The sequence below is a fragment of the Stutzerimonas balearica DSM 6083 genome (genome assembly GCF_000818015.1).
GTDB lineage: Bacteria > Pseudomonadota > Gammaproteobacteria > Pseudomonadales > Pseudomonadaceae > Stutzerimonas > Stutzerimonas balearica.
This window is the reverse complement of sequence record NZ_CP007511.1, coordinates 1,817,890-1,830,655: the sequence shown is the minus strand read 5'-3', so window position 1 is coordinate 1,830,655 and position 12,766 is coordinate 1,817,890. Positions and strand designations below refer to the sequence as shown.

14 protein-coding genes are annotated in these 12,766 nt (G+C 62.4%); 7 read left to right on the top strand and 7 right to left on the bottom strand.

Annotated features, from left to right (window positions below; all coding sequences use genetic code 11):
- The first annotated feature begins 251 nt into the window (after positions 1–251).
- Genes rloA through pabB form a run of 4 tightly spaced genes read left to right on the top strand, consistent with a single transcriptional unit; the run spans position 252 to position 4,701 of the window.
- On the top strand, positions 252–788 hold the full coding sequence (rloA, locus tag CL52_RS08440) for a retropepsin-like aspartic peptidase RloA (protein ID WP_041105412.1): 537 nt from the start codon (positions 252–254) through the stop codon (positions 786–788).
- Positions 789–793: 5 nt separating this feature from the next.
- Positions 794–2,317, top strand: coding sequence for an osmotic stress tolerance membrane protein RloB (rloB, locus tag CL52_RS08435; RefSeq protein WP_041105411.1), 1,524 nt, complete (start codon positions 794–796; stop codon positions 2,315–2,317).
- Between the two features lie 4 nt (positions 2,318–2,321).
- On the top strand, positions 2,322–3,305 hold the full coding sequence (locus CL52_RS08430; protein WP_041105410.1) for an alpha-L-glutamate ligase-like protein: 984 nt from the start codon (positions 2,322–2,324) through the stop codon (positions 3,303–3,305).
- 43 nt (positions 3,306–3,348) lie between these two features.
- Positions 3,349–4,701: an aminodeoxychorismate synthase component I gene (pabB, locus tag CL52_RS08425; protein ID WP_043219815.1), complete on the top strand. Its 1,353-nt coding sequence runs from the start codon at positions 3,349–3,351 to the stop codon at positions 4,699–4,701.
- Positions 4,702–4,753: 52 nt separating this feature from the next.
- Here the strand turns inward: pabB and thrH are convergent, their stop codons facing one another.
- Positions 4,754–5,371 (bottom strand): bifunctional phosphoserine phosphatase/homoserine phosphotransferase ThrH, encoded by a 618-nt coding sequence (gene thrH / locus CL52_RS08420; RefSeq protein WP_041105406.1) that lies wholly within the window; start codon positions 5,369–5,371, stop codon positions 4,754–4,756.
- 187 nt (positions 5,372–5,558) lie between these two features.
- Here thrH and CL52_RS08415 point away from each other — a divergent pair, with 187 nt between their 5' ends.
- Positions 5,559–6,296: a phosphoadenylyl-sulfate reductase gene (locus tag CL52_RS08415; protein ID WP_041105405.1), complete on the top strand. Its 738-nt coding sequence runs from the start codon at positions 5,559–5,561 to the stop codon at positions 6,294–6,296.
- Positions 6,297–6,300: 4 nt separating this feature from the next.
- On the opposite strand, the gene cysB is transcribed toward CL52_RS08415, so the two are convergent.
- Both cysB and CL52_RS08405 read right to left on the bottom strand, forming a co-directional pair.
- Positions 6,301–7,275, bottom strand: coding sequence for an HTH-type transcriptional regulator CysB (gene cysB, locus CL52_RS08410; RefSeq protein ID WP_043219812.1), 975 nt, complete (start codon positions 7,273–7,275; stop codon positions 6,301–6,303).
- Between the two features lie 137 nt (positions 7,276–7,412).
- A complete protein-coding gene (locus tag CL52_RS08405; RefSeq protein ID WP_043219810.1) occupies positions 7,413–8,369 on the bottom strand; it encodes a putative 2-dehydropantoate 2-reductase in 957 nt (318 codons plus the stop codon).
- Between the two features lie 251 nt (positions 8,370–8,620).
- Here CL52_RS08405 and CL52_RS08400 point away from each other — a divergent pair, with 251 nt between their 5' ends.
- On the top strand, positions 8,621–9,703 hold the full coding sequence (locus CL52_RS08400) for a 3-deoxy-7-phosphoheptulonate synthase (protein WP_043219808.1): 1,083 nt from the start codon (positions 8,621–8,623) through the stop codon (positions 9,701–9,703).
- A 33-nt stretch (positions 9,704–9,736) separates the two neighbouring features.
- On the opposite strand, the gene CL52_RS08395 is transcribed toward CL52_RS08400, so the two are convergent.
- Positions 9,737–10,027 (bottom strand): GNAT family N-acetyltransferase, encoded by a 291-nt coding sequence (locus CL52_RS08395; RefSeq protein WP_041105399.1) that lies wholly within the window; start codon positions 10,025–10,027, stop codon positions 9,737–9,739.
- Between the two features lie 372 nt (positions 10,028–10,399).
- Here CL52_RS08395 and CL52_RS08390 point away from each other — a divergent pair, with 372 nt between their 5' ends.
- On the top strand, positions 10,400–10,654 hold the full coding sequence (locus CL52_RS08390) for an Lpp/OprI family alanine-zipper lipoprotein (RefSeq protein ID WP_003294452.1): 255 nt from the start codon (positions 10,400–10,402) through the stop codon (positions 10,652–10,654).
- Positions 10,655–10,763: 109 nt separating this feature from the next.
- Here the strand turns inward: CL52_RS08390 and CL52_RS08385 are convergent, their stop codons facing one another.
- From CL52_RS08385 to CL52_RS08375, 3 genes are all read right to left on the bottom strand, one after another.
- The gene (locus tag CL52_RS08385; protein WP_043219799.1) at positions 10,764–11,729 is read right to left on the bottom strand and encodes a L,D-transpeptidase family protein; all 966 of its coding nucleotides are present in this window, start codon (positions 11,727–11,729) and stop codon (positions 10,764–10,766) included.
- A gap of 64 nt (positions 11,730–11,793) precedes the next feature.
- Positions 11,794–12,075, bottom strand: coding sequence for a hypothetical protein (locus CL52_RS08380; RefSeq protein WP_041105394.1), 282 nt, complete (start codon positions 12,073–12,075; stop codon positions 11,794–11,796).
- Positions 12,076–12,155: 80 nt separating this feature from the next.
- Positions 12,156–12,761: an arylesterase gene (locus CL52_RS08375; protein ID WP_043219796.1), complete on the bottom strand. Its 606-nt coding sequence runs from the start codon at positions 12,759–12,761 to the stop codon at positions 12,156–12,158.
- Positions 12,762–12,766: the final 5 nt, after the last annotated feature.

Sequence of the window (12,766 nt, the reverse complement as noted above, 5' to 3'; positions counted from 1 at the left end):
GGCAAAAGTAGACCCCACGAGAGGCACGGTCAACCTTCCAGAGGAAGATTGTCGACAATTTGACTAAAGTCGTACGCCTGGACCTACTGCTTCCACAGCGCCGGCGAATGCCTTCGCGTGTGCATGTCGCACCCGCAAAACGCCATGCTAGAATGCCAGCCCTTCGCTGCCACGCGCCGCTTGGCGCTCGGCACAGCCAGGACCGACTTGCGGCCCCGTCACTCCAATTGCACCCGACCTGATCCGGACCTATGAGAGCCAACGCCTTCTTTCTTTCGCTCTGCCTGTTATCCATACCGATCGCCAGCCAAGCAGCGGAGACGGCGATCTATGGCCTGAACGAGAATGTGGAGATACCCGAATTCGGTCTCGAGATCGCAGCCAAGCTCGACACCGGCGCGCAGACGGCATCGCTCAGCGCTCGCGATATCGAGCGATTCAAGAAGGATGGCAAGACCTGGGTGCGCTTCTACCTGGGCCTGGACAGTGAACACAGTCACCCGATCGAGCGTCCGCTGGTTCGGATCAGCAAGATCAAGCGTCGTGCCGGCGATTTCGATCCAGAGGAAGAAAAGACCTACACCGCGCGCCCTGTCATCGAGCTCGATGTCTGCATGGGACAGGTCCGCCGAACCATCGAAGTGAACCTCACGGACCGAAGCGCTTTCCAATACCCCATTCTGATTGGTTCCGATGCGCTTACCCGCTTCGGTGCACTGGTCGACCCGAGCCGTACCTACATTGCCGGCAAGCCCGGCTGCATCAACGAATCCGACGCTGACGAGTAATACCCATGCGCTCACTCACCCTGCATCTGAAAGTCCTGATCTTCGTGCTCGTCGCACTGGGTATTTCGATCACGGCTTACCAAATCTTCGTGCTCGGCATCCCCGTCACCGAAGACGAGACCGACGATCTGTGGAACATCGACGCCAAGGTCGAGTTCGTCGCCAGCCCGCGCGAGCCGGTCAAGCTGCAGATGTTCGTGCCGCCGCTGAACCAGGAGTTCGTCAGCCTCAACGAGAGCTTCATCTCCAACAACTACGGCGTCAGCGTCAACCGCGTCGACGGCAACCGCCGCGTCACCTGGTCGGCCCGCCGCGCCAGTGGCAAGCAGACCCTCTATTACCGCCTGGTGCTGACCAAGCGCTACAGCGGCGAGCAGACCAAGGCCACCGGCCCGATCTTCCGTGACAGCCTGCCGGTAGAGGGCGCCGAGAAGATTGCTGCCGAAGCGCTGCTCTCGCCGATCCGCCAGCACTCGGCCGACGTCGAGACGTTCATCAGCGAAGCCATCAAACGTGTCAACAATGTCGAAGACGACAACGTCAAGCTGTTGCTCGGCGGCGACGCCAGCACGGCGAACAAGGCGAGCGTCATCGAACTGTTGCTGTCCATCGCCCACGTGCCGATGGAACGCGTCCACACCATTCGCCTGAGTGTGGAGCAACAGACGCCGGAACTCTGGCTGCGCAGCTTCAACGGTGACCGCTGGCTGTATTTCAACCCGGAAACCGGCGAGCAGGGCCTGCCCAAGGACCGCCTGGTCTGGTGGACCGGCAACGACCCGCTGATGAACCTCGAAGGCGGGCGCAATCCGCAGATTACCTTCACGCTGAACAACAGCGAGATGAACGCCATTCGCCTGGCCAAACTGACCGACGAGAACACCGACGCGGACTTCCTCGAATATTCGCTCTACGGCCTGCCGCTGCAGACGCAGCAGACCTACCAGATCATGATCATGATCCCGATTGGCGTGCTGGTGATCCTGATCCTGCGTAACCTCGGTGGCCTGCAGACGCTGGGCACCTTCACCCCGGTACTGATCGCCCTCGCCTTCCGCGAAACCCAGCTCGGCTTCGGCATCGTGCTGTTCACCATCATCACCGCACTGGGCCTGTCGCTGCGCTCGTACCTGGAGCACCTCAAGCTGCAGATGCTGCCTCGCCTGTCGGTCGTGCTGACCTTCGTCGTGGTACTGATCGCCGTGATCAGCCTGTTCAGCCACAAGCTCGGCCTGGAGCGCGGCCTGTCGGTCGCACTGTTCCCGATGGTGATCCTGACCATGACCATCGAACGCCTGTCGATCACCTGGGAAGAGCGTGGCGGCGGCCATGCGTTCAAGGTCGCCGTAGGTACCATCATCGCGGCGACGCTGGCCTACCTGCTGATGAGCCTGGAGCAGCTGACCTACTTCATCTTCACCTTCCCGGCGGTGCTGCTGATCATGGTGGGCTTCATGCTGGCGATGGGTCGCTATCGCGGCTACCGCCTGACCGAACTGTTCCGCTTCAAAGCCTTCCTGAAGGATTGAGCCCATGTTCGGTCTGATCAAGACGTGGAAGGCCCTGTCTGCCAAGGGCATCATGGGCATCAACCGCCGCAACGCGGACTACGTGCTCAAGTACAACAAGCGCAGCCTGTACCCGATCGTCGATGACAAGATCATCACCAAGCAGCGTGCGATCGAGGCCGGCATCCATGTTCCGGAGATGTACGGGATCATCGAGACCGAGAAGGACATCGACAAGCTCAAGGACATCGTCAAGGACCACACCGATTTCGTCGTCAAGCCGGCCCAGGGTGCCGGCGGCGACGGCATCCTGGTGATCGCCGACCGCTTCGAGGGTCGCTACAAGACGGTTTCGGGCAAGATCCTGTCGCACGACGAAATCGAGCATCAGATCTCCAACATCCTCACCGGCCTCTACTCGCTGGGCGGGCACCGCGACCGCGCGCTTATCGAATATCGCGTCACCCCGGACCCGATCTTCAAGAGCATCAGCTACGAAGGCGTACCGGACATTCGCATCATCGTGCTGATGGGCTATCCGGTGATGGCCATGCTGCGCCTGCCGACCCGGCAGTCCGGGGGCAAGGCCAACCTGCACCAGGGTGCGATCGGGGTCGGCGTGGACCTGGCCACCGGCATCACGCTGCGCGGCACCTGGCTGAACAACAAGATCACCAAGCATCCGGACACCACCAACGCGGTGGACGGCGTGCAGCTACCCAACTGGGACGGTTTCATGAAACTGGCTGCCGGTTGCTACGAGCTGTGCGGCCTTGGCTACATCGGTGTCGACATGGTGCTCGATGTCGACAAGGGCCCGTTGATTCTCGAACTCAACGCTCGCCCGGGCCTGAACATCCAGATTGCCAATGACTGCGGCCTCACGCACCGCGCGCAGGCTGTGGAAGCGCGCGTCGCGGAGCTGAAGGAAAAGGGCATCCAGGAAACGCCGGAAGAGCGGGTACGCTTTTCGCAAGAACTGTTCGGCCACGTGCCGCAGCGCGATTGATCGCTGGCCGGGCCGCCGAGGCCCGGTCCAGGCCAAGCTCAGCATGAATCTCTGCACCCTCGACCCCCTGCCCTACCTGCCCGACCCGGCGGCCTACTTCGAGCGAGTCCGCGAAGCGCCGGGAGCGATCTTGCTGGACTCGGGCCGGCCGGTCGCACAGCGCGGGCGCTACGACCTGATCAGCGCCTGGCCGCTGGAGACGCTCAGCCCACTCCCCGACGAAAATGCAGCAGCCTTCTTCGTGCGCCTTCGCCTCGCGCTGGCGCGCCTCGGCCCGGCGCAATTGCCCGCAGGCGTCGAGTTGCCCTTCGCCGGGGGGCTGATCGGCCTGCTGGCATACGATTTCGGCAGGCGCGTCGAGGTGTTGCCCGCCCAGGCGGTCGATGACCTCGGTGCGCGCGACGCCCAGCTGGGCCTGTATAGCTGGGCGGTTACCACCGATCATGCAACCCAGCGCTCTTATCTGGTCTGTCACCCGCGCCTGGCGGCGGACGAGCGTCGGCGATTGCTGGCACTTTTTGGCGACAAGGCGAATACGCCAGACGCAACAGCATCCTTCGAGCTGAGCGAGCCCTTCCGCGCCGACCTCACGGCCGAGCGATACCGCGCGGCGATCGAGCGCATCCAGCAGTACATCCGCGACGGCGACTGCTATCAGGTCAACTTCGCCCAGCGCTTCCAGGCGTCTTATCACGGGCAGCCCTGGCAGGCTTACAGAGCGCTACGTCAGGCGTGCCCAACGCCCTTCGCCGGGTTTCTCTCGTTCGAACAGGGTGCTATCGCCAGCCTGTCGCCGGAGCGTTTCCTGAGTGTTGTCGATGGTCAGGTGGAAACCCGGCCGATCAAGGGCACACGTCGGCGCATGCCCGAATCCGGTGCGGACGCCGCTGCCGCTGCCGAACTCCTGGCGGCCGACAAGGATCGCGCCGAAAACCTGATGATCGTGGACCTGCTGCGCAATGACCTTGGGCGCAGCTGCCGCACCGGCAGCGTTCGGGTGCCGGAGCTGTTCGCCTTGGAGAGCTACCCGAACGTCCACCACCTGGTCAGTGCAGTGCGCGGCGAACTGGCCGCCGGCAAGGACGCACTCGACCTGCTCGCGGGCAGCTTTCCGGGCGGCTCGATCACCGGGGCGCCGAAAATCCGGGCCATGCAGATCATTGACGAGCTCGAACCCACTCGCCGCTCGATCTACTGCGGCTCGCTCCTGTATCTGGACGTCCGCGGCCGGATGGACAGTTCGATCGCCATCCGCACCTTGCTGTTCAGCGAGCAACGTGTCTATTGCTGGGGTGGCGGCGGCATCGTTGCCGACTCCAACTGGCAGGCCGAGTATCAGGAATCGCTGGACAAGGTAAACATTCTGCTGCGGACGCTGGAAGCGGCCGGCCGCTGACGGCAAACGAAAACGGCGCCACCTGGGCGCCGTTCCTGCCGCTCTCTATCGCTTAGAGCGCCAGCTTGCGGTTCGAGGCCTTGAGGAATTCCTGCTTGAGGTCCTCGTAGGTGTGCACCGCCGGGAACTGCGGAAATTCACGGATCACGTTGTCCGGCGCATGGAACAGGATGCCGGCATGCGCCTCGGCAAGCATTGTGGTGTCGTTGTACGAGTCGCCCGCTGCGATGACGCGGTAATACAGGCTCTTCAGGGCGATGACGGACTGGCGCTTGGGATCCTTCTGGCGCAGCTGGTAATCGACGACCCGGTCGCTCTCATCGGTGATCAACCGATGGCACAGCAGCGTCGGAAAGCCGAGCTGACGCATCAGCGGCTGGGAAAATTCATAGAAGGTGTCGGACAGGATCACGACCTGGAAGCGCTCGCGCAGCCAGTCGACGAACTCTACCGCCCCTTCCAGCGGCTTCAGGGTACCGATGACCTGCTGGATGTCCGACAGCTTCAGGCCGTGCTCGTCGAGAATGCGCAGGCGCTGCTTCATCAGCACGTCGTAGTCGGGAATGTCACGCGTGGTCGCCCGGAGCGACTCGATTCCGGTGGCCTCGGCAAAGGCAATCCAGATCTCCGGAACCAGTACGCCTTCCAGGTCGAGACAGGCTATTTCCACGGGCCACTCCTCATGCAGAAAATGAAAGGCGGCACTCTAACGGCACCGACGCAGCGAAGCAACGCGACGCTTATACCCAAACAGCGGGGTTTGAAACGCCAATCGTTATTTAGAAGCATATTCGCGCTTTGCTACCATCCCTCGCCCGAGAGCGCCCGAGCGCCAACAAGCCGAGGAAAGCCGTGAGATGAACCACCAACCGATCGATGTAGCTGCATTGGCTGAGCGTTACGCCAGCAAGTCGCCACAGGAAATCCTCAAGCTCGCCTTCGATCTGTTCGGCGACGATCTCTGGATATCCTTCAGCGGTGCCGAAGACGTCGTATTGGTGGACATGGCCTGGAAGCTGAACAAAAACGTTCGGGTCTTCAGCCTCGACACCGGTCGCCTGCACAGCGAGACCTACCGGTTCATCGAACAGGTGCGCGACCACTATGGCATTGCCATCGACATCCGCACGCCCGATCCGCAATTGCTCGAGCCAATGGTCCGGGAAAAAGGCCTGTTCAGCTTCTATCGCGACGGCCATGGCGAATGCTGTGGCATCCGCAAGATCGAGCCGCTACGCCGCAAGCTTTCGGAAGTCCGCGCCTGGGCGACCGGCCAGCGCCGCGACCAGAGCCCCGGCACCCGCAGCCAGGTGCCGGTACTCGAGGTCGACGGCGCCTTCTCGACGGCCGAGCACCCGCTCTACAAGTTCAATCCGCTGGCGCAGATGAGCAGCGAGGAAGTCTGGGGTTATATCCGCATGCTGGAGGTCCCCTACAACAGCCTCCACGAGCGGGGTTTCATCAGCATCGGCTGCGAGCCCTGCACCCGGCCGGTGCTGCCCAACCAGCACGAACGCGAAGGCCGCTGGTGGTGGGAAGAAGCGACCCACAAGGAATGCGGCCTGCACGCCGGCAATCTGATCGCCAAGACCTGAGCGATCAGTAGGTGGGCAACTCGACGTGTTCGAACAGGGCGTCGAGATCCGCCTTGTTCCGACACTGAATGGCCTGCTCGACCACCTTGCGATCCAGGTGCGGCGCGAACTGCTGGATGAAGTCGCACATGAAGCCACGCAGGAAGGTGCCGCGTCGAAAGCCGATCTTGGTGACGCTCGACTCGAACAGCTCGCTGGCATCGAGCGCCACCAGGTCGGCATCCTGCTGAGCATCGACCGCCATCCGCGCCACGATGCCCACGCCAAGGCCCAGGCGAACGTAGGTCTTGATCACGTCCGCATCCGCCGCGGTGAACACCACTTTTGGCGCCAGGCCGCGATGGCTGAACGCTTCATCCAGTTTCGAGCGTCCGGTGAAGCCGAACACATAGGTCACGATCGGATGCTCGGCCAGCGCCTCCAACGTGAGTTTGTCGAGCTTGGCCAGCGGATGCCCCTGCGGGACGATTACGCAACGGTTCCAGCGATAGCACGGCATCATCACCAGATCTCCGAACAGCTCCAGCCCTTCGGTGGCAATGGCAAAATCGACGGTGCCGTCGGCCGCCATTTCGGCGATCTGCGTGGGCGTACCCTGATGCATGTGCAACGCCACGTCCGGGTACTGCTTGATGAACGCGCTGATCACGCGCGGCAGCGCGTACCGCGCCTGCGTGTGCGTCGTCGCGATACTCAACGTGCCCTTCTTTTCGTTGGAGAATTCCTGGGCGATCTGCTTGATGCTCTCGCACTTGCGCAGGATCTCGCCAGCCGTGGTGATGATGCGCTCGCCGGCCGGCGTCACGCGTGTCAGGTGCTTGCCGCTACGCGCGAACACCTCGACACCGAGTTCGTCCTCCAGCAGGCGGATCTGCTTGCTGATACCCGGCTGCGAGGTGAACAGGCTCTGTGCGGTTGCCGAGACGTTGAGGTCATGGTGCGCCACTTCCCAGATGTAACGCAGTTGCTGCAGCTTCATAGATAACCCTCAGAGGCAAAGGCACCGCTACCTAGCGGCCATGCTTATAACCAGAGGAATGATACAAGCGAGAGCATAGACCGTCCTCTGGGTTTTTCCCGGCCCCGGCGGTCGCTCGTAGGGTAGCGCCGCTGCAGTCAGCCCGGCGGCTGGGCGGCTGCATCCAGGAAACACAGGGCCCGGTAAAGCACTTCGGTTCGCGGCATCGCATAACCGGCCTGCGCAGCCTGCGCCAACGGCACGGCATAAATGGCCTCGAGCTCCATCGGCCGATGCGCCCGACGATCGTGATACATGCTCGGCAGGTAGTCAGGCATCGCAGCGGTCCCTTGCAGCATCTTTTCCGTGATTGCCGGCGGCAATGTGTAGCCGCACGCCTGTGCAGCTCCCTCGACCTCCTGCATGACCAGCCGGACGAGTTCACGGCTGTCGTCGTTGCGCAGCAGGGTACGCGTGTCGGCATCGAGCAAGACCGACAGGCCATTGAAGGCTGCGTTCCAGATCAGCTTCATCCAGCGTGCCTGCGCCAGGCTCGGCATGCCTGTCGAGTCGATTCCAGCCGCCCTGAACAACGCAACACCTTCGTCGACGATCCGCTGGCGTTGTTCGGCGTCCGCTGGCCCGGTGTGATAGCCGAGATTGACCGCGCCCAGGGCCTGATGCACGACGACGCCGGGCTCGGCGCGGTGGGCGCAGATCGCGCAGAGCCCACCGAGCAGGTGCATGTCGTCACGCAACAGGGGGCGCAGGGCGTCTTCGACACCAAGCCCGTTTTGCAGCAAGACCACCTTGGCCCCCGGCGCCGCTGCCTGCACGATTGCCGGCGCCAGAGCGGCATTAGAGGTCGTCTTGGCGGCTACGAACAACCAATCGCACGGCGGCATGTCCGCAGCCTGGCGGTAGGCCTGTACCGAATCCAGCTGTAGCGCTCCATGAACCTGGCTCTCGACCCGCAGCCCCCGGGCGGTGACCGCCGCATACTCGCTGCGCAGCAGGAAATGCACGTCCTGCCCGGCCCTTGCCAACATCAGCCCGTAGAACCCGCCGATGGCGCCGGTGCCGATGATTCCAATGCGCGAATGCCCTGATGCCATGCTTTGCCGCTCCTGTTGTCGTGATCCGTCCCGCCGAGGTCACGACACGATAACAGCGCGATCGGCAGGACGCACAATCGCACCGGATCGCCCACCCGATACCTTGGTAGGAACGCAGCGAAACCGGCCATCAATCTCGTTGTCGATGCCGCCCAATAGCGCTAAGGTGCGTGTCCCGCTGCGCTCCATCGCTCTGCATTGCTGCACCGGGATTGCCAGCGCAGAGCACCTGTGACCCGGACGAGTAATACATGGCTGAGCTACCAATCGACGATCTCAACGTTTCCTCCAACGAAACCCTGATCACCCCTGAACAGCTGAAGCGCGAGCTGCCGCTGACCGACGCAGCTGCCAAGACCGTGGCACACGGGCGCCAGGTGGTGCGTGACATCCTCGATGGCAAGGACCACCGCCTGTTCCTCGTCGTGGGTCCGTGCTCCATCCACGACCTGAAAGCTGCACACGAATACGCTGAACGTCTGAAAGCGCTCGCCGAGCAGGTTTCCGACAGCCTGTTCCTGGTCATGCGTGTCTACTTCGAAAAACCGCGGACGACGGTCGGCTGGAAGGGGCTGATCAACGACCCCTACATGGATGACTCCTTCAAGATTCAGGATGGCCTGCACATCGGCCGCAAGCTGCTGCTGGATCTCGCCGAGATGGGCTTGCCCACCGCGACCGAAGCGCTGGACCCGATCTCCCCGCAGTATCTGCAGGACCTCATCAGCTGGTCGGCCATCGGCGCACGCACCACCGAATCCCAGACGCATCGGGAGATGGCCTCCGGCCTGTCCTCGGCAGTCGGTTTCAAGAACGGGACCGATGGCAGCCTCACGGTAGCCATCAATGCCCTGCAGTCGGTCTCCAGCCCACATCGTTTCCTGGGCATCAACCAATCTGGCGGCGTCTCCATCGTCACCACCAAGGGCAACAGCTACGGTCACGTGGTGCTGCGCGGCGGCAACGGCAAGCCCAATTACGACTCGGTCAGCGTCGCGCTTTGCGAGCAGGAACTGAAGAAGGCGGGGATCCCGCTGAACGTGATGATCGACTGCAGCCACGCCAACTCCAACAAGGATCCGGCACTGCAGCCGCTGGTGATGGACAACGTCGCCAACCAGATCCTCGAGGGCAACCAGTCGATCGTCGGCCTGATGGTCGAAAGCCATCTGGGCTGGGGCAACCAGCCGATCCCCAAGGATCTGTCGCAACTGAAGTACGGCGTCTCGGTCACCGACGCCTGCATCGACTGGGATACTACCGAGAAGGCTGTACGCTCGATGCACGGCAAGTTGAAGTCGGTGCTGCCGCAGCGGCAACGCAATCGCACCTGATACGACCAGAACGCCGGGCTAGCCCGGCGTTCTTCATTCTGCGCCCTCGCCTGCGCTGCTCAGCCCCTGACGCTCCATGTACCACTCCACGTACGAGCAGGACGGGATAACGCTGTAGCCTTCCTCCTCGGCAAAATCGAGCGCCCGTTGCGCCAAGGCAGCGGCAATCCCCCTTCCGCGTAGCGCGTCCGGCACGAAAGTCCGATAGATATCCAGCGTCTGTTTGCCGAGATCGACGTAGGCGAGATAAGCCATGTGCCCGTCGATCACCGTCTCGAAGCGATGTCCGTCGCGGTCGTGGCGAATGGTTAATGCATCGGTCATCTGAACTCCTAGGCAGGATCAGCCTGATTTTTCTTATTGTTGCATGCCGGTTCAGGGCCAACCTTGATATGGGCGGCCTGTTGAAACGGTGAGCCTTTCTTTCTACCCGGTTCGAACGTTCGCGGCCACCCCGAACCGCCTGCTCGCGGCGTCGAATGCCTCGCATCGTACAAAAGACGATGTTGTTGCAGACCGCAAAGTGGCTACTTTTTATCCTGACGATGGTCGAAGCAATGGATGACCGTTCGTCAGCAAAATTTTTGCTGCCGGAACGGTCCGCTCCGTTTACTTAACCAAAGTTATAGGTAGTATGTGCACGCAAACTTTCCATAACGGAAGTTGCTTATGGATTCCATATTTAAGGGGAACACGATGAACAACGTTCTGAAATTCTCTGCTCTGGCTCTGGCCGCAGTTCTGGCTACCGGTTGCAGCAACAGCATGACCAAAGAAAGCGAAGCTCGCCTGACCGCGACCGAAGACGCTGCCGCTCGCGCCCAGGCTCGCGCTGACGAAGCGTACAGCAAGGCTGACGAAGCCCTGGCCGCTGCTCAGAAGGCTCAGCAGACCGCTGACGAAGCCAACGAGCGCGCTCTGCGCATGCTGGAACGCGCCAGCCGCAAGTAATTGCAGCTGAAGCAAAAAAGCCGACCCCAGGGTCGGCTTTTTTATGCCTGAATTTCGGGGGCCATGTCCGTCACAGCCCCAGCCCCAGCCCCAGCCCCAGCCCTTCCATTTAGAACACCGGGGCTTCTTCGGAACTCGCCACGGTGGTGTGTTGCTCGGCGATCTGGATCGGCAAGCCGTCCTCACCGGCGACCACATCGCGCACCACTTCCCAGTCCAGATTGAGCTTGCCAGCCGTTTCGTCACGCTTGAGCAGGGTATTGATGACGATCGCGTGCTTGTCCATCACCGTCATGCCCTTCTCTTCGCTTTCCAGCGGGGCGTGCGCCTCGAGGTAGACCTTGCCGTCGCTGACGCCGAACTTGTACGGCTCATCGATGATCCGCACCGGCGTGCCGACGCCGACCATCCGCGAAAGCTCCAGCACGTTATGGTTCAGCATGCGGAAGCAGCCGTGGCTCACGCGCATGCCGATACCGAATTTCTTGTTCGATCCGTGAATGAGATAGCCGGACATGGCCAGGTTCATCTTGAACGGCCCCAGCGGATTGTTCGGGCCAGGCGGCACGACGGTCGGCAGCGGGTCACCCTCGGCTGCATGTTCCTCACGAATCGACTTGGGCGGATACCACGCCGGGTTCGGCGTCATGGCGGTAATCCGCGTGCTGCCCACCGGCGAACCCCAGCCTTCACGACCGATGCCCAGCGGATAGGTATGCACCACCGACTTGCCCGGCGGGTAGTAATACAGCCGGAACTCGGCGAGGTTGATGACCACGCCCTCGCGCGGGCCGGGCGGCAGAATGAAGCGGGTCGGCAGGATCACATCGGTGCCCTCGCCTGGCAGCCAGGGGTCGACCCCCGGGTTCGCCGCGACCAGCTCCGAATAACCGAGGTCATAGGTCTCGCCCAGCGCCGCAAAGGTGTCTTCGTACTTGGCCTTGATCACCTGGATCTCGCCGACGACATCCTCACCTTCCGGTGGCAGCGGCAATTCCAGCGCAGCGCTGTGGCCGGCCAGCAGCAACGTAGCAAGTGACAGACAGGAGGCGACCCGGGACGCGCGCGAGAACATTCAGAAGACCCTTGGCATGAACGACGAAATGGTTGGATTGTACTTGAACGGCCGCCCGTATGAGCTACCACGCATGCCCTGCAGACGGAAGGCCTTTGCGCCGTGCCTCGAGCAATGCGCGGCAGGACGCACAGAGCCGGCGATCCTTCAGCACCTCGCGCTGCAGGTCCTGCCAGCGTGGCTGGGCCGGCAAAAGACCGCCACAGAGCGTTCGGTCGGCATGGCCATCGAGTTCGAGCTGCCGCAGGGCCAGATGCAGGCGATTCTCGCGGCAGGCGAACAGGTCGAACTGCTCGTCCGGCACGATGAGTCGGTAGGCGTAGAGGGTCCTGGCTGAGCGCGACATCGAAGGCTCCAATCGAGGGCGCGACAGTAGCCGTGCGGAGGCCGCAAAGCAAGCGCTAGCGCGGTCTGTAGCGATACCCGCTATAGCAGCGGTTCGAGCGCCGGCCAGACATTTTGCAGCAGCCGGGCCTGTGCCCGTGCGGCCGGGTGAATGCCATCGGGTTGCATCATCGAAGCGACGCCGCCGACGCCCTCGAGAAAGAACGGCACAAGTGCGACCTGCTTGTCCTGCGCCACCTGCGAAAACACTTCGGCGAACGCTTCGGTATATCGACGGCCATAGTTGGGCGGCAATTGCATGCCGAGCAGCAGTACTTCGGCGCCGGCCTGGCGGGATTTGTCGACCATGCGGGCAAGATTCTGTTGCAATTGCGCCGGGGCCTGTCCACGCAACCCATCGTTGCCGCCGAGCTCAATGATCACCACCTGCGGACGGTGCTCGGCGAGCAGCGAATCGAGCCTGGAAAGCCCGCCAGCGCTGGTGTCGCCGCTGACCGAGGCATTGACCACCGCGTGCTCCTTGCCGGTTTCGGCGAGGCGCTCGCGCAGCAGCTGCACCCAGCCTTGCTCGGTTTCCAGGCCAAAAGCGGCGCTGATACTATCGCCCACCACCAGTACCGTGCCGGCCAGGGCATTCTGAGCCCACAGCACCAGCGCCAGCACGCCACCCTTGAGCCACATTCGCATCGGAT